Source organism: Trebonia kvetii (genome assembly GCF_007827045.1).
GTDB lineage: Bacteria > Actinomycetota > Actinomycetes > Streptosporangiales > Streptosporangiaceae > Trebonia > Trebonia kvetii.
The window spans coordinates 376,931-399,330 of sequence record NZ_RPFW01000008.1; the positions used below are offsets into that span (position 1 = coordinate 376,931).

Here is a 22,400-nt window from a genome sequence, read left to right on the forward strand (position 1 = left end):
GATCCGGGTAGAAAAGTTCCGTTGAAATCCGAAGTTCCGTGATCATGGCGAGGCCCGGTGCCATGATCCCGTCAGCGCCGAGTGAGCTCCCGGTAACGAATCCGGGCACGGTCCTTTGTCGCCCCGCACCAGCGTGATCATCCGCACCCAAGCGCACCTCACGGACGCCGCGTGCCAGCCGCTATGGTGAGCCGGGGACCAGGCCGCACCGGGCCGTTCGCTCACCCCCGGGAGTAACGCACGATGATCATTGACTGTCACGGTCACTACACGACGGCGCCAGCCGCTCTCCAGGAATTCCGCGACGCGCAGCTCGCCAGGCTGAAGGACCCGGCGCTTCCCGTCCCTGCCGACCCGGAGATCAGCGACGATGAGATCCGCCAGACGATCGAGAGCAACCAGCTCAGGATCTCCCGCGAGCGTGGCCATGACCTGACGATCTTCTCGCCCCGCGCGTCGTTCATGGCCCATCACGTGCCCGACCCGGCGACGGCGGTCAAGTGGGCGCAAGTCTGCAATGACCTCATCTACCGGGTGACCACGCTGTTCCCCGGCAACTTCGCCGGGGCCGCCCAGCTGCCGCAGGTCGCGGGCGAGCCCCTGACGAAGTGCGTCGAAGAGCTTGAGCGAACCGTCACCGAGCTTGGCTTCGTCGGCTGCAACCTCAACCCCGACCCGGCAGGCGGGTTCTGGAGCTCGCCGCCGCTCACCGACGAGTACTGGTTCCCGCTGTACGAGAAGATGACCGAGCTCGACGTCCCGGCGATGATCCACGTCTCCACGTCGTGCAACCCGGCCGCGCACACGCTCGGCGCGCACTACCTGAATGCGGACACCACGGCGTTCATGCAGCTCGTCCAGGGACGGCTGTTCGAACGCTTCCCGAGCCTCAGATTCGTCATACCGCACGGCGGCGGCGCGGTGCCCTACCACTGGGGCCGCTTCAAGGGCATCGCGACCAGGGAGAAGTTCCCGCCAATCGAGGACAACGTGATGACCAACGTGTACTTCGATACCTGCGTCTACCACCAGCCGGGCATGGACCTGCTGACCGGCGTGATCAGCCCGGACAACATCCTGTTCGCCAGCGAGATGCTCGGCGCCGTGCGCGGCGACAACCCGGACGGCGGTTTCCCCTGGGACGACACCAAGCGCTACGTCGAGGCATCGGAGCTGTCGGCCGACGACCGCGCCAAGGTGTTCGAGCGCAATGCCCGCCGGGTCTACCCGCGGCTCGATGCCAGGCTCAGGACTGCGAACCGATAATCCTCATCTCGCGACCGCAGCCGGTGCAGGTGATCGTGAGCCATTCGCCGATCTCCGGCGGCTCGAACGGGACCCAGGTATCGCACTGCGGGCAGTTGATCTTCGCGGCCACGGACGGCCCGGTGAAGCGGGCCAGGCAGTCCGCGATCGGTTCCAGGCCCACCGCCGCGCGCCGCTCGTCGAGGCGGCCGGGGTCGCGGGGGTTGTTCGGCACCCATTTGCCTCCCCGCCTGGTCATCTGGGTGCCGTACTCCTGCGGCCTGCCCTCGTGCAGCAGCACCCGGTCGGTCAGGAACGCCTGATCGACAAGCGACGCCTCCCCGGCGGAGACCGCGGCGCGCAGCAGGATGAGGCAGTGCCGCTGGAACTTGGGATCGGTGTCCGCGTGCTGCACGAGCAGCCACGCCGCGTGGGCACCATCGGTACCGACCAGCGACGCACCGGGCCAGCCACGCGAGTGGATCAGGTTCTTGAGCCAGGGCAGGTTCTCGGCGTCTACCGCCTCGAACGCGCCCGATTCCAGGTCATCGGATAGCCGCGCCTCCTGGTCCTTCTCCATCCGGCGCAGCAGTTCGGCCCGCAGCTCTTCATCCATGACCCAGTCGCGCCTCCTCGGGAGAACCGGCTGATGAACCGCCCGGCATGGCGGAAGAGAAGACCAGTTCCGGTCCGTCGACCCGCTTGCGCAGCTGCCGCGCGTCGGCGCGGTGCGTCGGCGATACCCGCCACGGCGCGCGGCTGCCCTGGTGCGGCAGCCGGTCGAGCGCCCGCTTGATGTACCCGGCCTGGAAGTCGAGGAACGGCCCGGCGGTCATGCCTTGATCGGCGGCGACCGGCCGGGCGGTGTCGTAGCCGCGGGAGTCCATGTAGGTCAGCAGCCGGCACAGGTGCTCGCTCAGCGAGCCGACCTTGAGCGTCCACGAGGCGTTGGTGTAGCCGAACACGAACACGAAGTTCGGCACGCCGGACAGCATCATCCCCTTGTAGATGAAATGGTCGGGCGCATGCACCGGCGAACCGTCCACGGTCAGGGACATCCCGCCGAGCGCCTGCACGTTCAGGCCGGTTGCCGTCACGATGATGTCCGCCTCCAGTCGCCTGCCGTCGAGCAGCTGGACGCCGTTCTCGGTGAACGTCTCGATGTGCCCGGTGACAACCGACGCCTTCCCGTCGCGGATCACGCGGAACAGGTCACCATCGGGCACGATGCACATCCGCTGGTCCCACGGGTCGTACGGCGGGTTGAAGTGCTCGTCGACCGGATAATCCTCCGGCAGCATCCTGGCGTTGAGGTACCTGATCAGCCGTCGTGCCGCCTTCGGGTGCTTCTGGCAGAACCGCCAGAGCACGACCTGGCGGCTCGCGTTGATCCACCGGGTCATCGAGTAGCCGCGAGAGGCGCCGAACCACGCGGTGAGCCGGGCGTTGACCGCGTCACGCGACGGGACGGGCAGCACGTAGGACGGCGTCCGCTGCAGCATGGTGACGTGCGCCGCCGTCCGCGCCATCGCCGGGATCAGGGTGACGGCGGTCGCGCCGGAGCCGATGACGACGACGCGCTTGCCCGCGTAGTCCAGGTCCTCCGGCCAGTGCTGCGGGTGGATGACCGGCCCGGCGAACCGCTCGCGTCCCGCGAACCGCGGCGTGAAGCCCTCGTCGTAGCGGTAGTACCCGGCCGCGCACAGCAGCCAGTTGCACATGATCACCGAGCGCGCGCCGGTCGCCGCATCCTGGACCGTGACCGACCACTGCGCATCGGAAGACGACCAGGACGCGGAAATCACCGTGACGTGGTACCGGATGTTGCGGTCGATGCCGTGCTCGGCTGCGGTCTCCCGCACGTACGCCAGGATGCTCGCGGAGTCCGCGATCGCCACCTCCGACCGCCACGGCCGGAACTCGTACCCGAATGTGTGCAGGTCAGAGTCGGATCGCACCCCCGGATAGCGGAACAGGTCCCAGGTGCCACCGGACGCGCCACGCGCCTCCACGATGAGGTAGCGACGCCCCGGATGATCCCGCTGCAGGTAGTAGGCGACCCCGATCCCCGAGACGCCGGCACCCACAATCAGAACGTCAATGAACTCCTGATGCCCGGCGGCCGCGTCCATGCGTCCCCACCTCCGGGTACTAGGTTAGAAACCAATCGGTTAGAAACCAATTGGCAGCCCCGCATAGTTCTCCGCGAGGCCTGCCGCGCCATGCGCGCTCGACGTGACCCAGCGTAGCTGTGACAGCTGAAGCTGCGCGTCGAAGGGGTCACCGGAAACGTGCAGCATCGTCGTCATCCACCAGGAGAAGTGCTCGCACCGCCACACGCGGCGCAGCGCCGTGTCTGAGTAGGCGTCCGCCAGCGCGAAGTCGTTCTTCCGCACCAGCCGGCCGAGCGCCGGGGCGAGCAGCGCGACGTCGGCGATCGCCAGGTTTAGCCCCTTCGCGCCGGTCGGCGGCACGGTGTGCGCGGCGTCGCCGGCCAGGAACAGCCGCCCGTGCCGCATCGGCGACTGCACGAAGGACCGCATGGGCAGCACGCTCTTGTCGGTGATCGGCCCCGGGGTGAGCGTCCAGCCATCCTGCCCGTGCCCGAGCCGCGTCGCCAGCGCGTCCCAGATGGCGTCGTCGGACCAGTCGGCGACATCGGTGCCGTTCGGCACCTGCAGGTACAGCCGGCTGACGGTGGCGGACCGCATCGAGTGCATGCCGAATCCGTCGGGGTGCCATGCGTAGATCAGCTCGTCGGTGGACGGCGCCACGTCGGCGAGTATGCCGAGCCAGGAATAGGGGTACACGCGCTCCCAGGAGTCGCGCTTATCGGACGGCATCGCCGCGCGGCTCGGCCCGAACGACCCGTCGCACCCCGCGATCGCGAGCGCGTCGATCCGCTGCCGCGCTCCGGCGTCGTCGGTGAACGTGACGAACGGGTGGTCGGTCTCCAGGTCATGCAGCTCGGCGTCTGACGTGTCGTAAAACACCGTCCGGCCCGCCGCCTCGCTCGCGGTCACCAGGTCCGCCTGCAGCTGCGTCTGCCCGTACACCCACACGCTGCGCCCAACCAAGTCGACGAAGTCCAGGTGGTGACGCTCCGACGGCCACTGCAGGTAGATGCCGCGGTGCTCGTCGCCGTGCGCCTGCACTCCCGCGCCAAGGCCGACCGAGGTCAGCAGGTCGACGCTCGAGCTTTCCAGGATGCCGGCCCGGATCCGCGCCGCGACGTACTCCTGCGTGCGCGACTCGATCACCACCGACTCGATCCCGTCCTGGGCGAGCAGATGGGCAAGCAGGAGTCCGGCCGGTCCGGCCCCGATGATGGCAACGTCAGTCCGCATGCAGCCTTTATAGGGCCACCCATGCCATGCGTGCCACACCGCGCTTCCGTTGGCCGGAAGTCAGGCCGGAACTAGGCTCAGCCAGCTTCAAGGGAAAGACTGCGCGCGATGCCGCGGGACGCCACCCGCAGTGCCGGCAACAGCCGCGCCCGGCCGCGCAGGTCAGGCAGCACGAGGCCGAGCGCCGCGACCACGGCATCAGCGGCGAGCACCGGCACGGCGATCGAGCAGGCGCCCAACGTCATCTCCTCGCTGGTGGTCGCGTACCCGTCGCGCGGCACTCGGCGCAGCTGCTCCTCAAGGCGCCCCGGTGCGACGATCGTGTACGGGGTGTACCGCTCGAGCGGCCGGGACAGCACCGCGTGCCGCACATCGGCGGGCGCGTAGCCGAGCAGCACCTTGCCGACACCGGTCGAGTGCAGCGGCAGCCGGGCGCCGACCCGGCTCACCAGCGGAACGGAACCGTGCCCGGACAGCCGGTCCAGGTACAGCGCCTGCGTGCCGTCCAGGACCGCCAGGTGCACCGTCGCCTTCGTCGCACCGTACAGGTCCTGCAGGAACGGCGCGGCGACGTCGCGCAGTCCGGTCTGCACCGGGGCAAGCAGCCCGAGGTCCCACAGCCGCCGCCCGATCACGTACTCGCCCGTGGCGGTCCGGCGCAGCGCGCCCCAGCCGGCCAGCTCGGCAACCAGCCGGTGCGCGGTCGGCAGCGTCAGCCCGGCCCGCCGCGCGATCTCGCTCAGCGTCAGCGCCCGGTGCCCCGCGTCGAAGCTGCCCAGGATCGCAAGCAGCCGCGACGCGACGGTGACACCGGAATCAGGCATCGCACCCTTCCGTTCAGCGGAAGCTGTCAAACCTCCAGACTAGTTATCCGGAACGGTGAAGTAGTGCCCCTGGTCAAGATCCGCGATGAGCCCGGGCTCGGCAGGCCGCCAGCCGAACCGCTGCCGCGTCCGCGCGCTCGACGCGGGTACGTCGAACCCGGCGAACACCGCGAACGTGCCGAAGTGCTCTCGCGACTCCTCGGCGGTGAGCGATTTCACCGGCACGTCGAGGTGCCGGCCGATCGTCTCCGCGATGTCGCGGAACGGCACGCCCTCGTCCCCGATCGCGTTAAGCAGCGTCCCGGCGGGCACCTGCTCGACGGCGATGCGGAACAGCCGCGCGGCGTCGAGCCGGTGCACGGCGGGCCACACGTTGCGGCCCTCGCCGACGTAGGCGGACAGGCCCTTGGCCCGTGCGATGCCGATGAGCGCGGGCACAAACGCGTAGTCGCCCTCCCCGTGTACCGACGGCGGCAGCCGCAGCACAGACACGCGCACGTTCCGGTCGGCGAACGGCATCGCCGCGCGCTCGGAAACCCGCGGCCAGTGCGGGTTGTCCGACGCCGCCAGGTCCTCGGTCACGACCTGGCCGGGCTCGGCCGCGGGCAGCCCGGAGGCGACGACGAGTGGCTTGGCCGTTCCCGCCAGCGCCTCGCCGAACGCCGCGATGGCGGCACCGTCGATCGCGGCAGCCGCCGCCGGATTGCCGGTGGGGGAGAAGTCGTGGATGTAGCCGGTGTGGATGACGCCGTCGGCCGCCGCGGCCGCGGCCTCCAGCCCGGCGGTGTCCTGAAGCGAGCCGCGGCACACCTCGGCCCCGGCGGCCGCGACCGCGGCGGCGGCCTTGTCCGACCGTGCCAAGCCGGTGACCCGATGCCCGTTGCCGAGCAATTCCCGCACGACGGCGGACCCGATGAACCCGGTCGCGCCGGTGACGAACACGCGCATGATTGAGCCCCTTGATCCGAGTGGATTCCCTGTCACTCCACGGTGCCGGGCACTGAGCTGCCGCGTCCAAGACCCGTTCCGCACCACGCGATACCGATCAGGCATCATCGCAGCTCAGAGCCACTGCCAGCACGGGACAGGAGGGAGCGGTGAATTACGATGAAAGGGTGCCGCCAACCCCGCTGTCCGCCCCGCTGACCCAGGCCGTCTCATCCGCCCGCGCCGACCCGCGTGAGCCGCTGCTCCCCGCCGACCTGGACCTGCGCCTCGTCCGTTACTTCACCGTGGTCGCCGAGCACCGCCACTTCGGTCGCGCGGCCGCGGAACTCCTGGTCGCCCAGCCGTCGCTGAGCCGCCAGGTCGCCCGCCTGGAGCGGCAACTCGGCGCGCGGCTGTTCGACCGCACGCCGCAGGGCACCACGCTCACTGCGGCAGGCGAGGTGTTCCTGCCACGCGCCCGGGCCCTGCTCCGTGCCGCCGCTCAGGCAGCGGCCGCCGCGAAGGCCGCCGCCCAGCCGAGCCGGATCACGATCGGATACACGCCGGGCATCATCGTCACGCAGGCGGTCCGGCTGCTCCGCCGCCAGCACCCGGACGCCGACGTGCAGACTCAGCACCTGGAGTGGAACGAGCCGCGCGCCGCGCTGCTCGACCACCGCGTCGACGCGGCCGTCACCCGGCTGCCGCTGGATACCGACGGCCTCGACGTGTCGATCCTGTATGATGAGCCCCGGCTGCTCATGGTGCCCGTTGATCACCGGCTCGCGGGCAAGGAATCGGTCACCCTCGACGACATCGCGGGCGAGCCGATACCGCGGATGCCCGACCCGGTGTGGAACGCCTACTGGCGGATCGACCCGCGCCCGGACGGCAGCCCGGCGCCGGACGGCCCGCTGGTCGACGCGATCGAGGACAAGAACGAGCTGATCGCCGCCGGCCAGGCCGTCGCCATCGTCCCGGCCGGCATCCATGGCACCAGCATGCGCCCGGACCTGACGACGATCCCGCTGCACGGCGTCGCGCCAAGCCACGTCGTGCTCGCCACCCGTGCCGCCGACCGTGGCCGCCTCGTCGCCGCGTTCCGCCGGGCGGCCAGGGATTGCCTCACCGGATCGGCCGCGGGCTGACCGTGCCATCGACCTGCGATTTACCGCGGGATAGCATTTTGCGCATGACGACCCCCCAGCACCGCGCTGACCTGTTCATCGACCCGGCGGACGACCCACGCGAGGGCGGTCCGAGGCTGGGAGGCGAGCGGGCCACGCTGACCGAGTTCCTCCGCGGCCAGCGGCTCACCCTGGAACTGAAGTGTGCGGACCTGGATGCGGCCCAGCTGGCGAGCCGCTCGGTCGAGCCGTCCACGATGTCTCTGCTCGGCCTGATCAGGCACATGGCCGAGGTGGAGCGGACCTGGTTCAGGCGCCGCTTCGCGGGCAACGAGGAGCTGGCCAAGCGCTACCAGACGGCGGTAGACCCGGACGGCGACTTCAACGGAGCGGTCGCCGACCCCGAGGTCGTCAAGGAGGCGTGGGCGGCCTGGCGCGAGGAGATGGCGTTCGCCAACGAGTTCATCGCCGACCACGACTTCGACTACGTCGGCACCGACTCGCAGGGGGAACCGGTCTCGCTGCGCGAGCTGCTTGTGCACATGATCGAGGAGTACGCCAGGCACTGCGGCCACGCCGATCTGCTGCGCGAGCGCATCGACGGACGCGTGGGGCAGTAACCGCGTAGGACGAGCGGATCAACCAGGACCACCCGTTCGCGCGGCGGACGGCGTCCCGCGGCGTCGGCTGCTAGGCGCGCAGCGCGCCGACGATTCGGGCCACGTGAGCCGCGGGATCGCCGACGTTGTCGATGACGACGAGCCGTTCCGTCAGCTCGGGCGGCCACGGCTCGAACTCGCGCCGCGTCACCTCGTCCCAGGTGGGAATGTGCTGCCCGGGCATCTCCGCCACGCGTGATTCCACCCGGCGCCGGTGCTCGGCGGCGTCGCCGCACCGCACCTCCACCCACCGCAGCGCCGCCCCGGTCCGCTTCGCGAGTGCGACCCAGCCGTCGCGCACGACACCGATCCCGTTGACCGCGTCGGCCACCACGTCCCGGCCCGCGAGGAGCTGATCGGCGGCGACCCGTTCCGCGATCTCGTACCCCACCGCGCTGTCGCCTAGTGTCCCGAGCGCCGTCACGACAGCCGACTCGATGCTGTCGATCCGCAGGTAGGTCGCGCCGATCGCGTCGGCGACGCCCCGCGAGAGCACGGACTTCCCCGAGCCGGGCAGCCCGGCGAACACCACCAAGAGCGTCATCCGAGCAGGCTACCCGGACCTTCCGACAGTCAGCCGGCCGGCAGTTAGCCGGCCGGCGGGCTGGCGTGCCCGGCGATGCACCGCCACCCCTGCGCCGTCCGCGTCCACGTCTGCGTCAGTCGCACCCGGAACTCCAGGTCCTGCCCGCCACGCGTCACTTCGTCGGTCACCCACGCGGTCAGCACCGCGGTGTCCCCGGCGACCGTCACCCGCACGTCATCGAGCCGCTGCGCCCGCCACACCAGCTCACCACGGGTATTGCCCGCCAAGTACTGCTCATAGTCCAGGACATCGCCCCGGAAGGTGGTCCACTGCAATCCCGGATGCATCAGCTCCCGCAGCGCCGCCTCGTCCCGCTCCGCCAGCGCGGCGGCCCGCCGCACCGCCGCCTCCGCCACAACTTCCTCGTCCGCGCTATCCCGTGTCACACCCCCACTCTGGCACGCTCGGTGATCTCATCGTCGGGAGAATGCCGAACATTGCGATTTGGGTGCGCGCATGTTAAACCAAAACTGAGGGTAAAGCCTGACTCTGCGTCCGTCAGCTATCAACGGGGAGCGTGAGCATGAAGGACGGAATGAATGAGCGCGGGTTCAGCAGGTTCACTGTTAACGGTTACAAGTTAACTAGACCGTTTCTCGCCAGCCGCTCAGTCGGAGAGGCAGCTGCTCCAGATAGCGTTGAGACCGCCGACAAGGAGGCGACACGCTACCTCTCCGCGGCAACGCAACTGGACATTGACTATGCGAAGAGCGTCGTCGACCGTGTGTTCAATGAGCAGTTGAAGGCACTCGCACCAACCTTCGGCGTAGACGTGCCCGTCGTGGTCAAGTGGGCACTGAAGGCGCTCCGCATCCGAGCGATAAGAGACCGATGGCTGACTGTAATCCTTGCACTGCAGATTTTCTTGATCGTCGTCCTGATACTGTGGTGGCCTTGGGTTTGGATTCCACTTGTCCTACTGCTTTTGGTGGCGTGGATGGTCGTTTCCTGGGACTACCACGAACGAATTCATAAGGCAGTCATCGGGAAAATGCTTCGCGACCGTTTCAGGCCTGTAGACGCTCCGTGGCCAACGAATGGAGGAGACCGCGACCGGCTCGATACGGTAGCCGCGCGCAAAGATGGGAATCTTGTAGTTTTTAGCGGTCATGAGGCATTCATTGGAAGCGGGAAGCTCATGGCGCAGCAGCGAATACTGCTCGATATCAGTGGTGTGAAGGATGACGACGGAGAGGCCGGAAAGCAGCCGGAGAGCTTTACCAGCCAGGATCTACACACTGCTATTGTGGCAGCCTTCGACCGCGAACACGGGCTGGGCAAGAGTCTTGACAACATCCGTGTCTATGAACGTCTCTTCGTCAACGGACTGCACATCCAGAGTGACGAGAATCTACTGCCTGACCGACTCCGGCCGCCCCCAACCTCAGTCGAGAGTTCGCTATTGAACGCGGCGGCGGAGAATCCATCGCCGGAGGCCCGCGCATACGTGTGTGTGGAGATGCCTGGGTGGCAAGGCCAGCTCGTGGTGACGCAGTTCATCCGAGCTGTCTACGCGGGGAAGTCGCTCTTTGTAGAATGGACTTTCATGGTTCTTCCTCCGATTCGCAAAGAATTCCGGCGAATCGATACGCTCTACGAGTTTTCTTCGCCTCTTCAGCTGAAGGATTCGCTCCTTGCAGGCCTTAGGGCGCTAGTACCCGCGCTAGCCAGGTCCCCGGTCCGCGCATTCGGCGCCTGGCGTTATCCGCGCCTCGTGCGACGTCGACAGTTGAGGCGTGAGAATGCCATAAAGCGTGGCTACTTGTTTGACTACGGAGCACGCACGAGCATCCGAGAAGACGCGAGCGGCGACCAGCGTCAGCACTACTTCCTGGCACGAGACGAAATAATGTACGTACTCCTTGCGCAGCAGACACTGACCCGCGCGGTCGAAGATTTCCTTAGCGAGCACGGAGTAGACCTTGGTCAATTCAAAGACCAGGTGAAGGTAATCTTCGATTCAAGCATAAATTACAACATTGGAGATATTTCAGGTAGCACTGGATTCGCTATCGGCAATAATTCTTCAGCGACAGTCAACGAGCCGAAGAAAGAACCGAAATGACCGATTCTAAGCATCAAGGCGGCTCCCAGTTTAAGTTCGGCAACATCGAGAACAGCACTGGGTTTGTCGTCGGCGACGGAGCTAACGTTACCGTTTACCAGCATCAGGCAACGCCGCAGGACGAAGTGTGCGCACTACTCGAAAATTTCCTGCGTTCGCTGGAGTCCCACAGCGATGCCATCGAAGACGCGGAAGGCATTCGCGAATCGGCCGAGATGGCGCGCGACGAGGTCATGCGTCCGTCCCCCAAGTGGCAAGCGGTCCGTCGCATGCTCACAGCGATCGCCGCCGGCGTCGCGGGGGTCGCGTCGCTAACCGACGCCATCACCAACATTCAGGCGATCGTCAACGGCATCAAGTGACGGGTAGAGCTTGGCTGGGCAAGATATTGACTATCTAGACCGGGTATCGCTTGGGGCCCTGGGTGTAGATACGGCCGGTGGGAGTCGTCCATTCATGCCAGCCTGGCCGGGGCTGGGTGAGGTTCCATCCGGGTGACTGTTTGACGCGGTGGCATTGCCTGCTGCGTGATCCGGCGTTGCACGCGCAGGTTCTGCCTCCCTTGTCGTAGGGCGTCGCGTGCTCGAAGTCGGTTTCCCTGGCGTGGCGGGAGCAGGGCGGGAAGGTGCATTCCCCGTCGCGTACCTGGACGAGGTGGCGCAGGGTGTCGTTGGGCTGGTAGGCGTGCGATTCGTGGCGGTGGTCGCAGTCGAATGTGGGCATCGGCTCAAGTGCGACGGCGAACCGCCTGCCGTCGGGCAGGGTGAGCGTCCAGCGCCCGGAGCCGCCCGGCGGTCCGGGGTCGTCGTCGCAAGTGAAGCGCCACGCAGATCTGCCTGGCGGCCCGACCGCCCCAGCCAGCGATTTCAGCCGGCTGGCGGTGATCGTCAGCTGCACCCGGGCGGGCAGCCCGGGTCTTGCGCTGTACCCGAAATCATCCTGGCGGGTCTGGCGTCGTGCCGGGCGGGCGCAGCCGTGGCCGATCGCGATCCCGTCGGTGTCGGTGACGGTGACGCACAGCCGGGTCGCCGGGCTGGCGATGGCGGCGGCGGCCAGGTCGCGGCAGAGTTCGGGGTCGAGCGGCCCGAGGCCGTGGCCCTCGCCGGGCCGTTCCCCGAGGCCGAGCAGCGTGGCCAGCGGCAGCACCAGATCGGTCAGGCGTGGCGGCGATGACGGTCTGGCAGGTCCATCATCTGCTATGTCTAGGTCACCTTCGCCTGCGGCGTCCGGAGCATCGCCGTCAGCGATGTTCATTTCGGCACCGCCTGCTCGGCCGGAGCCGCTGCCGCCGGTGTCCGGCTGGTTGCCGGGCGGGGTGTTTGCGGTGCCGGGTCCCTCGCCGGCGGCCGTGCCGGGCTGGGATTGGGTGGCGAGCTGGCCGGAGGCGATGCGGGATCTGGCGCTGGTGCCGTTGATGAGATCCAGATACGCGGTGGCGCGCAGCTGGTCCGTCCGTGCCTCGCCGAACGCCCCGGAGTCGTGGTATTCGGCGGCCCGCTCGGCTACCCGGGCGTGTGCGGCCAGGGCCTGGCCGGTGGGCAGGTCCCGGCCGGACAGCCCCGCGGCGCCGGATTCCTCGCGGAACAGCAGCACCCGTGCCTTGGTCTGCTCTGCTTCCTGGCGGCGGCGGGCGGCCGAGTCCGGGTCGATGGTGATGGCGGCCTGTTCGGCGAGTTTCGCGACCTGGCTGTGGGTCTTGCCGGCCAGTTCCGGCGCGATCATGCGCTCGGCGGCGGCGGTGTCTTCGTCGGTGAGCGGGCCGAGGGCCTGGTCGATGGCGCGTGCTTTGGCCAGGGTGAGGTCGCCAGCGGCGAGCAGCTCCCCGTTGCGGGGCAGCTGGGCGTGCAGGTCCCAGGCGAGCCACATCAGGTTCTCCGCCGAGGTCACTGACATCGCCAGGGCGGCGGCGACCTCGTGGGTGAGGGATCTGGTCCAGCCTTCGGGCAGGTCGCCGCGGTAGCTCCCGCCGGGCAGCGGCTGGTCCTCGTCGCGGATCAGCGCCCGCAGCACGCCGAGCTTGCCCGCCGCCGCCCACGACTCCAGCGCCTGCCACCGGCGCAGCAGGCCGGTCATCTCGTCACGGGACAGGCCATCGCAGCGCCACCCGGCGCCGGAGGCGGCCTCGGCCGCGGCGGCCAGCGCCGCCGACGGGGCGCAGCCGTCCCATTGGCCGCCCAGGGCGAACCCGGACAGGTGCGCAGGGCCGGGCGTGCCGCCCGTCCCGTCGTCCTGTCCCGGCTGCGGTCCCATCCGGATTCCCCTTTGTTCGATTTGCTGCTTACAAGTTCTAGTACTCGAATATTATCACTAATTCAAGATCATTATCTGCCGAAACACTATCCATTCGGTTAGTCTTTCCTATCCGAACGTCAAATGCGCTAAAGCAAAAGGCTGGTTGACCGGAACAGTCCAAAGCCAAAAGAAGGCCGGCCCAGCCGGGCACCGTAAAGGCGCGAGGCTGGGCCGGTTCTGAGTAGCCGTCAGGAGATTTTGACCTTGCGCGTCACCGTGGCGTGCTGGCCCGCCGCGTCGGTGACGGTCAGGGTGACCTTGTAGGTACCTGCCTTGGCGAACCGATGCGACACCTTGGCGCCGGCGGCGGTGTGGCCGTCGCCGAACTTCCACGCCCACGCCTTGATCTTGCCGCCGAGCTCGTGGCTTGACCCGCCGTTGAACGTGACCGCCGCCCCGTGCTTCGGCGCGGCGGGGGAGACCCCGAACGCCGCGACCGGCAGTGCGGGCTTCTCGACGCCGCCGGAGAAGAACGGCTGCGATCCGCCGGGGATGAGCAGCCTCGGCTTCACGGTCCCGCAGTTGCCCGGGTTCGTCGTCGAGGCGACCTCGACGCCCTTGTCATCGCCCCAGAGCAGTTCCTTGCCGTCGGGGGAGAAGCTCGGGCTGAGCCGCAGCGGGTGCGAGGTGCTCGCGGCGTTCAGCTTGACCGTGCAGTTCTTCGTGTATGAGCCGTTGACCTGGTCGGAGAAGAGCCAGAGCCGGACGGTGCGCGGCTTGCCGTTCGTCTAGTCCGCGGCGTCGTCCTCGAAGACGGCGAGGATGGAGCCGCTCCTGGTGAGCACCGCCTGGGCTCCGGTCCCCGTCATGGCAGCCCAGTTCCAGCCGATCACGCCGGTGTCGTCGGCCTGGGTGGTCTTGTGCACGAACCAGCGGGCCTGCGAGTCACTCACCGTCGGGCCCGCGTGCGAGACGACGAACTCCGAGTTGTTGATCCAGTACGGCTCGTAGAAGTCCTCCTGGCCGAGGGTCTGGCTGGGGAACTTGAGGCCGGTGGCGGTGGCCGGCGTCCACAGGGCGGTGTAGGAGTCGTCGCCGCACTCCCAGATGCCATAGGCGATCTTCGACGCGTTGTCGGCCTCGGATGGCGAGGACCAGTTGAGCTTGCGGGTGGTGAACTGGCGTGCGTGGGTCCCGTCGGCGTGCGCGATCCAGACGTTGCCGCCCTTGAGGTAGACGATCGACCCGGCCGGCGACGTCGCGGCCGCTGTCCCCACCGACTGCGGCGACACGGACCGCGAAGGGGCCGCCGTGGCCGCCTGCGCCGTCCCGCCGAGCAGGCTCGCGGCGGTGATGGACCCGGCCAGCGCGACAGCGCCGAACGCGATCCGTTTCCTCGACTTGAATTGCACCTGGTCCTCCAGCGGCAGTTGCGTCTACGGCGAGCGCGCCTTCGCCCGCGCTAGGCCAGGCTAGGTCTGAGCCGGTGTCGCACCCCAGGGTGAGAGCACCACACCTCACGGCGGGAACCCACACCCTTCACCGTGCGGGCCGCCCCACTCAGCCCGGCCCAAGATGCGGGAAAGCCGGCTGTCGACGCCTCTGAGGCCTCGCTGAGGACTTGCTCTCAGAATCGCCCATTCGGTCAGTAGTTGGCACACAAGCACATAGACTCACGGCCGTAACAGCCTGTAAGCGGCTGGAAGAGGCTGCGCGCCACGGAGAACACCGTGGCCGGCCCTACCGCAGCCCCCTGGAGGAGCACATGACCGCGATCGAAGTCCGCGGCCTGACCATGAGCTACGCCGATCGCCAGGTGCTCAAGGGGGTGGACTTCGAGGTCCGCCGTGGCGAGGTCTTCTGCCTGCTCGGGCCGAACGGTGCCGGCAAGACCACCACCGTCGAGATACTCGAAGGGTTTCGGCAGCGCACCGGCGGCGATGTCCGCGTGCTCGGCATGGACCCCGCGGCGCAATCCGCCAGGCTCCGCGAGCGGATCGGCATCGTGCTGCAGGAGTGCGGCTTCCCGCGCCAGGCGCGGGTGGGCGAGTTGATCAACATGTGGCGCGCCTACTACCCCAAGCCCAGGGCGCTCGACGACCTGCTCAACGTCGTCGAGCTGACCGAGGACAGAAATACGCAGGTGCGCCGGCTGTCCGGCGGCCAGCGCCGCCGCCTGGACCTGGCGCTCGCGCTGGCTGGCGACCCGGACCTGATCTTCCTCGACGAGCCGACGACCGGGTTCGACCCCGAGTCCAGGCGGCGCTGCTGGGCGGCGATCGAGAACCTGCGCTCGCTCGGCAAGACGATCGTGCTCACCACCCACTACCTGGACGAGGCGGAACGCCTCGCCGACCGGGTGGCGATCTTGCAGGCCGGACAGATACAGGTCGCCGGCACGGTGCGGCATGTCGCCAGGGAAGCTGGAGTACCAACCACAATCAAGTTCACCGCCCCCGAACGGGTGCTTGATGGCACTCTCCCCCCGCCCCGCTGCCTCGATGTCGTGGTGACCGGCGATGTCGCCGTCTGCCATACCGACTGCGCGAGCGCGGCGGTGCGCGAACTGCTCTCCTGGGCAGCCGCGAACGACCTCGGCGATCTCGACGGCCTGTCGGTGGAAACACCCACGCTGGAGGACGCCTACCTGCAGCTCGTCAGCTCCCTCCCGGGGCGACGACTGCCGGAAGCCCTCGAACCCCTCGTCACAGGAGGCACGCACTGAGCCGCACGATTGGCCTCGCCTTCCGCCAGGCCCTGCTTGAGCAGCGCTCGTTCTGGCGCAGCGCCGAGTACGCACTATTCACCTTCGCCCTGCCGCTCGCCCTGCTGCTGCTCATCGGGTCGACCACGGCCAAGGGGTACCTGCCTGGCACGCACGTCGAAGGTCAGATGATCTTCGTGCCGTCGATCATCGCGTTCGGCGTGATCGTCGCCGCCTACGTGAACCTTGGCGCCAAGCTCGCCACCCTGCGCCACGACGGCGTGCTGAAGCGCATCAGGACCACTCCGCTGCCGGCCGGCGCGTACCTGTCGGGTGTGCTCGGCTCAACCGCGGCGACCACGCTCGCGATCACCGCCTGCACCGCGCTGATCGGCGCGGTCGCCTTCGGCGCGGTGCCCAGGATCGGCGGCCTGGCGGAGATCGCCGGCGGTCTCGTCCTCGGCGTGGCGTGCTTCGGCTCGCTGGGCCTGGCGCTCAGCTCGCTCGCGCGCAGCGCGGAGTCGGCGTCACCGATCGCCAACGCCAGCTACCTGCCGGTGGCGATCATGTCGGGCATCTTCGACCCCACCTTCAGCGTGCCGCGCTGGCTGTCCGCGGTCGTCGCGCTGCTCCCCGTCCGCGCGCTCGCCCAGATCCTCCAGCACGGCTACACCAACGTGGCGCACGCCCCAGTCAGCGACCTGTTCGTCCTTCTCGGCTGGACCGCCGTCGGCTGTGCCTTCGCCGCCTGGCGCTTCCGCTGGCACTAGCCTTACGCCAGTTCCGCGTCGTGCGCGAGCAGCGCGATCTGTGTCCTGTTGGCGAGCCCCGCCTTGGCGAGGATGTGCGTCACGTGCGCCTTGACGGTGGGCACGCTCATCAGCAGCGCGGCGGCGATCTCCGCGTTGCTCTGCCCGTCGGCGATGGCGCGGACGACCTCGAGCTCGCGCGGGCTGAGCGCGGCGAGCTGACGCTCCGCCTGCTCCCTGGCGTTCTCGTGCACCACGGCGCGCCGCATCAGCCGCCGGGTCACCGCGGGGGACAGGATGGGGTCCCCGGCCGCGACGCGCCTGATCGCGTTCGCGATCTCGGCGGGCGGCGAGTCCTTCAGCAGGAAGCCGCTCGCGCCGGCGCGCAGCGCGCCGAGCACGTTCTCGTCGGCGTCGAAGGTGGTCAGCACGATGACCTCAGGCGCCCGCGGCACGCCGCGCAGCCGCCTGGTGGCGGCAATGCCGTCCACCCGGGGCATCCGCAGGTCCATCAGCACCACGTCGGGCCGGTGCTTCGCCACCGCCACTGGCACCTGGTCGCCGTCCTCGGCCTCGCCGACGATGATCAGGCCGTCGCTGCCGTTCAGCATCATCGACAGGCCGGCCCGCACCAGGGCGTCGTCGTCCACGAGCAGCACACGGATCTCCGTGGGCGGCGACAACGGGCCGTTTGCCTCGCTCATTCCGGGCTCATTCCGGCCACGGCAGCGATGCGTGCAGCAGGAACTCGCCTGCGTCGCGCCGGTGCTCGAGCGTTCCCCCGGCCAGGTCGAGCCGCTCGGCGAGCCCGATAAGCCCCGTCCCGGTGCCAGGCACGGACGCGGCGCCCGGTGCCGAGGCCACCGAAGACCCGGCCGCGGGCACCCGGTTAGCGATCGACACGTCGAGCCCGCTGCCTGGCCCGCCGCCGAGCGTCACCTCGACCGCTGAGCCCGGCGCGTGCTTGCGCGCGTTGGTCAGCCCCTCCTGCACCACCCGGTACACGGTACGCCCAACAGGATCGGGCACCGCGAGAAAGTCAAGGCCGCCGTCGTGAACCTCGACGGGCGTGCCCGCCCCGCGGGACTCCTCGATCAGCCGGTCCAGGTCGGCCATGCCGGGCAACGGCCGCCCGCCCGCCGTCGGATCCCCCGTTTCCTCCGCGCGCAGCACGCCGATGACCTCTCGCAGTTCGTCGAGCGCCTGGTGCGTCCCCGAGCGGATCACCTCGGCGGCGCGCGACAGCTGCTCGGGCGGCGCGTCGGGCCGGTAAGACAGCGCCCCGGCATACGTCGCGAGCAGCGACAGCCGGTGCGCGAGCACGTCGTGCATCTCGCGGGCGATCCTGGCCCGTTCGCCGGCCCTAGCCTCGGCCACCCGCCTGGCCTGCTCGGCCTCGGCGTGCTCGGCCCGCTCGCGGAGCGAGGCGACCAGCTCCGTGTGGGCACGGAGCAGCGTGCCCCACCCGACGAGCGCCGCGTAGGCGACCACGGTAAGGACCGCCCACCAGCCGTAGGGCAGGCTGCCCAGTGACCGCCACGCCCCCTGGATCAGGTGCGCCGCCACCCCGGCGCCCGCCACCGCGGCGGCGGTGCCGAGCGGCCGCCACCGGGCGACGAGCAGGACGGCGAGCGTGGCAGGCGGCGTCGCCGCGGGCGACAGGACCGCGAGAAACGACAGCAGCAGGGCCACCGGAACCAGCCAGCGGGCGAGCAGCGGCACCAGCGCGATGCTAACCACGCCGATCGCGATGTCGAGCGCCAGATAGGCCGCGGACTCGTCGCCGACGTGGCCGGCGATCGTGGCCGCGCAGAGCACGGCCATCACGGCTGCCCACACGGCGGGCTGGATCCGCATGCGGCGCCGCAGGTCCGCGTCGTTCCCGGCCCTGTCTTCTCCTGCTGCGGCGGTGGTTCCGCCGAGCGTGGCAGCCCGCATAGCAGCCAAGTCTAGGATCGGCCGCCGCGAGCGACCACCGACCAAAGTATGACCCGCATCGACCAAGGGCGGTCCGGGTACCGACCGCGGCACGATGCCCGGCCGGGGCGGCGAAACCGACGATGAGGTCATGAACGAAACACATTCGCCCCTCGCCAGCGGCGTCACGGCGACCCCGCCGGCCGGCCGCTACCGAATCGACACCAAGCGGTCCACGATCACCATCTCCACCAGGCACCTGTTCGGAATCGGCCCGGTGCGCGCCACGCTCGCCCTGCGCGACGGGCGCATCCAGGTGAACGACCCGCCGGCCGGCTCCGCCGTCCGCGCCAGCGCCGCAGCGGTGAGCTTCCGCAGCGGCAACGACGCCCGCGATGCCGCCGTGCTCTCGCCCCGGCTGCTCGACGCCGCGACATACCCCAGCCTCACCTTCATCTCGACCGCCCTCGAGCGTGAGAGCGCGTCAGACGCATTCCCGGAAGGCCGCTGGCTGCTGCGCGGCGAGCTCGAGGTCCGCGGCGTCGGCCGCCTGGTGGAGGCTGCCATCGCCACGGTGTCGGCCCACGGCGGCACGCTGCACGCGACCGCACGGCTGCGCGTCGACCGCTACGACTTCGGCATCACCGCCTACCGCGGCCTCGCCGCCCGCTGGCTCACCGTGGATCTCGACATCATCGCCGAGATCGACCCGCATACCGCCACAGAAGAGGCGTGACAAGCCATGACCACGCACACCACTGCCGCCGCGCTTGAGATCACCGGCCTGTGCAAGCAGTACGGCAGCAAGGTCGCCGTCGACGACCTCAGCCTGCGCGTCGCCGAGGGCGAGATCTTCGGCATCCTCGGGCCTAACGGCGCGGGCAAGACCACCACGGTCGAGTGCGCCGAGGGCCTGCGCCGCCCCGACGGCGGCACGGTCCGGGTGTTCGGCATCGACCCCTACCGCGACCGCCGTGAGGCGCGGACCCTGGTCGGCGCACAGCTTCAGGAGAGCCAGCTGCAGGACAAGCTCACCGTCGCAGAAGCGATCGAGCTCTACGCGTCGTTCTACCCGCAGCCCGCCGACACCGAGGCGCTGCTGCACCGTCTCGGCCTTACCGACAAGCGCAACACCCGTTACCGCAGGCTGTCCGGCGGACAGAAGCAGCGGCTGTCCATCGCGCTCGCGCTGGTCGGCAACCCCCGCCTCATCGTCTTCGACGAGCTGACCACCGGCCTTGACCCCGCGGCGCGGCGGGAGAGCTGGCGGATGGTCGAGCAGCTGCGCGACAACGGCATCACCGTGCTGCTCGTCACCCACTACGCCGACGAGGCGGAGCGCCTCTGCGACCGGGTGGCGCTCATCCAGTCCGGACGCCGCGCTGCCACCGGAACCCCGGTAGAGCTGATCAGCGCGGGCGCGAGCCACGCTGGCTACCCGAGCACCCGTTTCAACCTCGACGACGCGATCGTCGCCCTCACCACCGGAGAAGAGTCATGACCGAGCACCTGATGGCGAGCAGAGTTTCCGAGCCCACGATCCGCCGCTCGCCAGTAGCCCACTCGGCGTTCGGCAACCTGGTCCGCACCGAGACCCTGCTGCTCGTCCGCGAGATCGTGCCGCTGCTGTGGGGCGTGGGCTTCCCGATGACACTGCTCGCCGTCATGGGCTCGTTCTCCCATGGCCCCGACAAGTCGCTCGACGGCTTCAGCCTCGTCGCCACCTACGAGCCGATCCTCATCGCGTTCACCATCGCGACCTTCGCGCTGCAGGGCCTGCCCACGGTGCTGGCCGGCTACCGGGAGCGCGGCATCCTGCGCCGGCTGAACGCCACCCCGGTCGGCGCGGGGCGGCTGCTCGCGGCCCAGCTCACCGTCAACCTCACCATCGCGCTGATCTCCACCGTCGGCATCCTGATCGTCGGCGACGCCGCATTCGGCGTGCCGCTGCCCTGCCAGCCCGCGGGCTTCGCCCTGGCGCTGCTGCTGGCCGGCGCCGCGATGCTCTCCCTGGGCCTGTTTATCGCCTCGGTCGCCCGCACCGGCCGCGTCGCAGGCGCGGTCGGCACCATGGTGTTCCTGCCGCTGATGTTCTTCGCCGGCCTGTGGATGCCGCAGGCCACCATGCCTGCGGGGCTGAGCTCCGTCAGCGGCCACACGCCGCTCGGCGCGGCCGTCGCCGCGCTGCACGCCGGAATGATCGGCCAGTGGCCGTCCGCAAGCGGGCTCGCCGCGCTGGCCGGCTACGCGGTCGTGTTCGGGCTGCTCGCCTGGCGGCTGTTCCGCTGGGAGTAGCGGTATCCCCGCCAGCGGCGGGCCGACCAGGCTCCTGAAACAATGATCGGCAGCTAACAGAGAGGGCAGAGAGATGAAGCTCGGCATCCACTTCATGAACTTCACGCACCCCGATGGCGGTGCGGCGCTGCGTGCGGCGGTCGGCGACACGGCGGTCGTGGCCGATCAGGCGGGGCTCGACCTGTTCACCGCGATGGACCACTGGTTCCAGATGGAGCACTTCCAGACCGCCTACGAGCCGATGCTCGAGGGCTATTCCGTGCTGAGCTTCGTCGCGGCGAAGACCGAGCGGCTGCGGCTCGGCCTGCTGGTCACCGGGGTCACCTACCGCCATCCCGGGCTGCTCGCCAAGACGGTGACCACGCTTGACGTGCTGTCCGGCGGCCGGGCGATGCTCGGCATCGGCGCGGCCTGGTACGAGCGCGAGCACCTGGCGCTCGGCGTGCCCTACCCGCCGGTTGCCGAGCGTTTCGAGCGGCTCGAGGAGGCCATCCAGATCTGCGAGCAGATGTGGAGCGACAACGACGGCCCCTACAACGGCAAGCACTACCAGCTCGCGGAGACGATCTGCGTACCGCGCCCGCTGCAGTCGCCGCGTCCGCCGATCCTGATCGGCGGCGGCGGTGAGAAGAAGACGCTGCGCCTCGTCGCGAAGTACGCGGACGCCTGCAACCTGTTCGGCTCGTCGGTGGCCGACGTCAGGCACAAGCTCGAGGTGCTGCGCGGGCACTGCGACGCCGAGGGGCGCGATTACGACGCGATCTCCAAGACGATCATCGGGCGGCTGAACCCGGACGACCCGGCGGCCTTCCTCAGGGAGATGGAGGAATACGCCGCGCTCGGCGTCGACCTGGTCGAGCTCGCCCCGGCGATGCCCGACCCGGTGGGGTACGTGACCATGCTCGGCGAGAAGATCGTCGGCCCGCTGGCGGAGATCGGGTAGCCGTGACCGCGAAGACTTCCGCGGATCTGACCTACGGCACCTACCTGCGCCTCGATGACCTGCTGTCCTGTCAGCGGCCGCTCACCGAGTCGCACGACGAGCTGCTGTTCGTCATCATCCACCAGGTCTACGAGCTGTGGTTCAAGCAGATTCTGCACGAGACCGAGCTGCTGCAGGAGCGCCTCGAGGCCGGCGACAGCGCCAGGGCCCTGGGCACCGCGCACCGTATCGCGAAGATTCTCAAGACCGTCGTCGGTCAGATGGACATCCTGGAGACGATGACACCGCGCCAGTTCGCGGCGTTCCGGCCGGAGCTCGGCAGCTCGAGCGGCTTTCAGTCGGCCCAGTTCAGGCACCTGGAGGCGGTGCTCGGCCGCCGTGACTTCACCAACGCCGTCATCAGCGACGACGCGGCCCTTGCGGCAATCGTGGCCAGGCGCCCGCTGTTCGCCTCGCTGCTGCGCTACCTGAATGGCGCCGGCTGGCAGGTTCCCGCCGCCGTGCTCGACCGCGACCCGCACGAGTCATGGCCGGGGGACAAGCAGATCCAGGACCTGCTCGCGGACGTCTACGCCGAGGCGGGCACCGCGGCCGAGGTCTGCGAGGCCTTCGTCGACATCGACGAGGGCGTCCAGGAGTGGCGCTACCGGCACGTGAAAATGGTCGAGCGGATCATCGGGGTTAAAACCGGCACCGGCGGCTCGGCAGGTTCGGCGTACTTGCGTACCACGCTGTTCCGTTCCGCGTTTCCCGACCTGTGGGAGGTCCGCTCCCAGTAGC

Annotated in this window: 25 protein-coding genes; 13 read left to right on the forward strand and 12 right to left on the reverse strand. The window is 69.1% G+C overall.

What is annotated here, in order from left to right; translation table 11 throughout:
• Positions 1 to 243 precede the first annotated feature (243 nt).
• Positions 244 to 1,266 (forward strand): amidohydrolase family protein, encoded by a 1,023-nt coding sequence (locus EAS64_RS36425; protein ID WP_145860619.1) that lies wholly within the window; start codon positions 244 to 246, stop codon positions 1,264 to 1,266.
• On the opposite strand, the gene EAS64_RS36430 is transcribed toward EAS64_RS36425, so the two are convergent.
• From EAS64_RS36430 to EAS64_RS36450, 5 genes are all read right to left on the reverse strand, one after another.
• The gene (locus tag EAS64_RS36430) at positions 1,247 to 1,861 is read right to left on the reverse strand and encodes a DUF6624 domain-containing protein (protein ID WP_187366437.1); all 615 of its coding nucleotides are present in this window, start codon (positions 1,859 to 1,861) and stop codon (positions 1,247 to 1,249) included. The two genes, EAS64_RS36425 and EAS64_RS36430, sit on opposite strands and share 20 nt — an antisense overlap.
• On the reverse strand, positions 1,854 to 3,377 hold the full coding sequence (locus EAS64_RS36435) for a flavin-containing monooxygenase (protein ID WP_145860621.1): 1,524 nt from the start codon (positions 3,375 to 3,377) through the stop codon (positions 1,854 to 1,856). Before EAS64_RS36435 ends, EAS64_RS36430 begins: the two co-directional genes overlap by 8 nt.
• Before the next feature lie 39 nt (positions 3,378 to 3,416).
• Positions 3,417 to 4,592, reverse strand: coding sequence for a 4-hydroxybenzoate 3-monooxygenase (locus tag EAS64_RS36440; RefSeq protein ID WP_145860623.1), 1,176 nt, complete (start codon positions 4,590 to 4,592; stop codon positions 3,417 to 3,419).
• Positions 4,593 to 4,669: 77 nt separating this feature from the next.
• A complete protein-coding gene (locus EAS64_RS36445) occupies positions 4,670 to 5,416 on the reverse strand; it encodes an IclR family transcriptional regulator (protein ID WP_145860625.1) in 747 nt (248 codons plus the stop codon).
• A 39-nt stretch (positions 5,417 to 5,455) separates the two neighbouring features.
• The gene (locus tag EAS64_RS36450; protein ID WP_145860627.1) at positions 5,456 to 6,364 is read right to left on the reverse strand and encodes an SDR family oxidoreductase; all 909 of its coding nucleotides are present in this window, start codon (positions 6,362 to 6,364) and stop codon (positions 5,456 to 5,458) included.
• A gap of 149 nt (positions 6,365 to 6,513) precedes the next feature.
• On the opposite strand from EAS64_RS36450, the gene EAS64_RS36455 reads away from it, so the two are divergent.
• Complete coding sequence (locus EAS64_RS36455) at positions 6,514 to 7,491, forward strand: LysR family transcriptional regulator (protein ID WP_246116031.1); 978 nt, start codon at positions 6,514 to 6,516, stop codon at positions 7,489 to 7,491.
• Positions 7,492 to 7,535: 44 nt separating this feature from the next.
• Positions 7,536 to 8,090, forward strand: coding sequence for a DinB family protein (locus EAS64_RS36460; protein WP_145860629.1), 555 nt, complete (start codon positions 7,536 to 7,538; stop codon positions 8,088 to 8,090).
• 70 nt (positions 8,091 to 8,160) lie between these two features.
• On the opposite strand, the gene EAS64_RS36465 is transcribed toward EAS64_RS36460, so the two are convergent.
• A complete protein-coding gene (locus tag EAS64_RS36465; RefSeq protein ID WP_145860631.1) occupies positions 8,161 to 8,673 on the reverse strand; it encodes a P-loop nucleotide/nucleoside kinase family protein in 513 nt (170 codons plus the stop codon).
• A gap of 44 nt (positions 8,674 to 8,717) precedes the next feature.
• The gene (locus tag EAS64_RS36470) at positions 8,718 to 9,101 is read right to left on the reverse strand and encodes a nuclear transport factor 2 family protein (RefSeq protein WP_145860633.1); all 384 of its coding nucleotides are present in this window, start codon (positions 9,099 to 9,101) and stop codon (positions 8,718 to 8,720) included.
• 137 nt (positions 9,102 to 9,238) lie between these two features.
• Between EAS64_RS36470 and EAS64_RS36475 the strand changes: the two genes are divergently transcribed.
• Both EAS64_RS36475 and EAS64_RS36480 read left to right on the forward strand, forming a co-directional pair.
• Positions 9,239 to 10,780 carry an AbeC-like domain-containing protein gene (locus EAS64_RS36475; RefSeq protein WP_500691526.1) on the forward strand — a complete coding sequence of 514 codons (1,542 nt, stop codon included), beginning with the start codon at positions 9,239 to 9,241 and terminating at the stop codon, positions 10,778 to 10,780.
• A complete protein-coding gene (locus tag EAS64_RS36480; RefSeq protein ID WP_145860637.1) occupies positions 10,777 to 11,142 on the forward strand; it encodes a hypothetical protein in 366 nt (121 codons plus the stop codon). The genes EAS64_RS36475 and EAS64_RS36480 overlap by 4 nt, the downstream gene beginning before the upstream one ends.
• 34 nt (positions 11,143 to 11,176) lie before the next feature.
• Here EAS64_RS36480 and EAS64_RS36485 read toward each other — a convergent pair whose 3' ends face one another.
• Together EAS64_RS36485 and EAS64_RS36490 are read right to left on the reverse strand one after the other, a co-directional pair.
• Positions 11,177 to 13,030, reverse strand: a complete 1,854-nt coding sequence (locus tag EAS64_RS36485) for a DUF222 domain-containing protein (protein ID WP_145860639.1) — start codon at positions 13,028 to 13,030, stop codon at positions 11,177 to 11,179.
• Positions 13,031 to 13,260: 230 nt separating this feature from the next.
• Positions 13,261 to 13,584: a PKD domain-containing protein gene (locus EAS64_RS36490; RefSeq protein ID WP_246116032.1), complete on the reverse strand. Its 324-nt coding sequence runs from the start codon at positions 13,582 to 13,584 to the stop codon at positions 13,261 to 13,263.
• Here EAS64_RS36490 and EAS64_RS46425 point away from each other — a divergent pair.
• A complete protein-coding gene (locus EAS64_RS46425; protein WP_246116033.1) occupies positions 13,565 to 13,804 on the forward strand; it encodes a hypothetical protein in 240 nt (79 codons plus the stop codon). The genes EAS64_RS36490 and EAS64_RS46425 overlap by 20 nt on opposite strands.
• Here the strand turns inward: EAS64_RS46425 and EAS64_RS36495 are convergent.
• Entirely contained in the window at positions 13,801 to 14,424 is a 624-nt protein-coding gene (locus EAS64_RS36495; protein WP_145860643.1) for a hypothetical protein, read from the reverse strand. The two genes, EAS64_RS46425 and EAS64_RS36495, sit on opposite strands and share 4 nt — an antisense overlap.
• Before the next feature lie 353 nt (positions 14,425 to 14,777).
• Here EAS64_RS36495 and EAS64_RS36500 point away from each other — a divergent pair, with 353 nt between their 5' ends.
• On the forward strand, positions 14,778 to 15,737 hold the full coding sequence (locus tag EAS64_RS36500; RefSeq protein WP_145860645.1) for an ABC transporter ATP-binding protein: 960 nt from the start codon (positions 14,778 to 14,780) through the stop codon (positions 15,735 to 15,737).
• A 32-nt stretch (positions 15,738 to 15,769) separates the two neighbouring features.
• Positions 15,770 to 16,486 carry an ABC transporter permease gene (locus EAS64_RS44175; RefSeq protein ID WP_281283372.1) on the forward strand — a complete coding sequence of 239 codons (717 nt, stop codon included), beginning with the start codon at positions 15,770 to 15,772 and terminating at the stop codon, positions 16,484 to 16,486.
• A 2-nt stretch (positions 16,487 to 16,488) separates the two neighbouring features.
• Here EAS64_RS44175 and EAS64_RS36510 read toward each other — a convergent pair whose 3' ends face one another.
• Positions 16,489 to 17,169, reverse strand: a complete 681-nt coding sequence (locus EAS64_RS36510; RefSeq protein ID WP_145860649.1) for a response regulator — start codon at positions 17,167 to 17,169, stop codon at positions 16,489 to 16,491.
• Between the two features lie 7 nt (positions 17,170 to 17,176).
• Positions 17,177 to 18,403: a sensor histidine kinase gene (locus EAS64_RS36515; protein ID WP_246116034.1), complete on the reverse strand. Its 1,227-nt coding sequence runs from the start codon at positions 18,401 to 18,403 to the stop codon at positions 17,177 to 17,179.
• A gap of 130 nt (positions 18,404 to 18,533) precedes the next feature.
• Between EAS64_RS36515 and EAS64_RS36520 the strand changes: the two genes are divergently transcribed.
• The 5 genes from EAS64_RS36520 (at position 18,534) to EAS64_RS36540 (ending at position 22,399) form a co-directional block, all read left to right on the forward strand.
• Positions 18,534 to 19,118 (forward strand): YceI family protein, encoded by a 585-nt coding sequence (locus EAS64_RS36520; protein WP_187366439.1) that lies wholly within the window; start codon positions 18,534 to 18,536, stop codon positions 19,116 to 19,118.
• Positions 19,119 to 19,124: 6 nt separating this feature from the next.
• Positions 19,125 to 19,883 (forward strand): ABC transporter ATP-binding protein, encoded by a 759-nt coding sequence (locus tag EAS64_RS36525; RefSeq protein ID WP_145860652.1) that lies wholly within the window; start codon positions 19,125 to 19,127, stop codon positions 19,881 to 19,883.
• On the forward strand, positions 19,880 to 20,677 hold the full coding sequence (locus EAS64_RS36530) for an ABC transporter permease (protein ID WP_145860653.1): 798 nt from the start codon (positions 19,880 to 19,882) through the stop codon (positions 20,675 to 20,677). The genes EAS64_RS36525 and EAS64_RS36530 overlap by 4 nt, the downstream gene beginning before the upstream one ends.
• A gap of 73 nt (positions 20,678 to 20,750) precedes the next feature.
• Positions 20,751 to 21,620, forward strand: coding sequence for an LLM class F420-dependent oxidoreductase (locus tag EAS64_RS36535; RefSeq protein WP_145860656.1), 870 nt, complete (start codon positions 20,751 to 20,753; stop codon positions 21,618 to 21,620).
• A gap of 2 nt (positions 21,621 to 21,622) precedes the next feature.
• Positions 21,623 to 22,399 (forward strand): tryptophan 2,3-dioxygenase, encoded by a 777-nt coding sequence (locus EAS64_RS36540; RefSeq protein ID WP_222849863.1) that lies wholly within the window; start codon positions 21,623 to 21,625, stop codon positions 22,397 to 22,399.
• Position 22,400 lies beyond the last annotated feature (1 nt).

Bases quoted from the DNA above. Each gene is read 5' to 3' on its own strand.
- EAS64_RS36515 (WP_246116034.1), bottom strand. From the start codon at position 18,403: ATGCGGGCTGCCACGCTCGGCGGAACCACCGCCGCAGCAGGAGAAGAC.
- EAS64_RS36425 (WP_145860619.1), top strand. From the start codon at position 244: ATGATCATTGACTGTCACGGTCACTACACGACGGCGCCAGCCGCTCTC.
- EAS64_RS36485 (WP_145860639.1), bottom strand. From the start codon at position 13,030: ATGGGACCGCAGCCGGGACAGGACGACGGGACGGGCGGCACGCCCGGC.
- EAS64_RS36525 (WP_145860652.1), top strand. From the start codon at position 19,125: ATGACCACGCACACCACTGCCGCCGCGCTTGAGATCACCGGCCTGTGC.
- EAS64_RS36530 (WP_145860653.1), top strand. From the start codon at position 19,880: ATGACCGAGCACCTGATGGCGAGCAGAGTTTCCGAGCCCACGATCCGC.
- EAS64_RS36520 (WP_187366439.1), top strand. From the start codon at position 18,534: ATGAACGAAACACATTCGCCCCTCGCCAGCGGCGTCACGGCGACCCCG.
- EAS64_RS36445 (WP_145860625.1), bottom strand. From the start codon at position 5,416: ATGCCTGATTCCGGTGTCACCGTCGCGTCGCGGCTGCTTGCGATCCTG.
- EAS64_RS36535 (WP_145860656.1), top strand. From the start codon at position 20,751: ATGAAGCTCGGCATCCACTTCATGAACTTCACGCACCCCGATGGCGGT.
- EAS64_RS36480 (WP_145860637.1), top strand. From the start codon at position 10,777: ATGACCGATTCTAAGCATCAAGGCGGCTCCCAGTTTAAGTTCGGCAAC.
- EAS64_RS36460 (WP_145860629.1), top strand. From the start codon at position 7,536: ATGACGACCCCCCAGCACCGCGCTGACCTGTTCATCGACCCGGCGGAC.
- EAS64_RS46425 (WP_246116033.1), top strand. From the start codon at position 13,565: ATGAGCAGCCTCGGCTTCACGGTCCCGCAGTTGCCCGGGTTCGTCGTC.
- EAS64_RS36475 (WP_500691526.1), top strand. From the start codon at position 9,239: ATGAAGGACGGAATGAATGAGCGCGGGTTCAGCAGGTTCACTGTTAAC.
- EAS64_RS36440 (WP_145860623.1), bottom strand. From the start codon at position 4,592: ATGCGGACTGACGTTGCCATCATCGGGGCCGGACCGGCCGGACTCCTG.
- EAS64_RS36510 (WP_145860649.1), bottom strand. From the start codon at position 17,169: ATGAGCGAGGCAAACGGCCCGTTGTCGCCGCCCACGGAGATCCGTGTG.
- EAS64_RS36465 (WP_145860631.1), bottom strand. From the start codon at position 8,673: ATGACGCTCTTGGTGGTGTTCGCCGGGCTGCCCGGCTCGGGGAAGTCC.
- EAS64_RS36450 (WP_145860627.1), bottom strand. From the start codon at position 6,364: ATGCGCGTGTTCGTCACCGGCGCGACCGGGTTCATCGGGTCCGCCGTC.
- EAS64_RS36435 (WP_145860621.1), bottom strand. From the start codon at position 3,377: ATGGACGCGGCCGCCGGGCATCAGGAGTTCATTGACGTTCTGATTGTG.
- EAS64_RS36500 (WP_145860645.1), top strand. From the start codon at position 14,778: ATGACCGCGATCGAAGTCCGCGGCCTGACCATGAGCTACGCCGATCGC.
- EAS64_RS36430 (WP_187366437.1), bottom strand. From the start codon at position 1,861: ATGGATGAAGAGCTGCGGGCCGAACTGCTGCGCCGGATGGAGAAGGAC.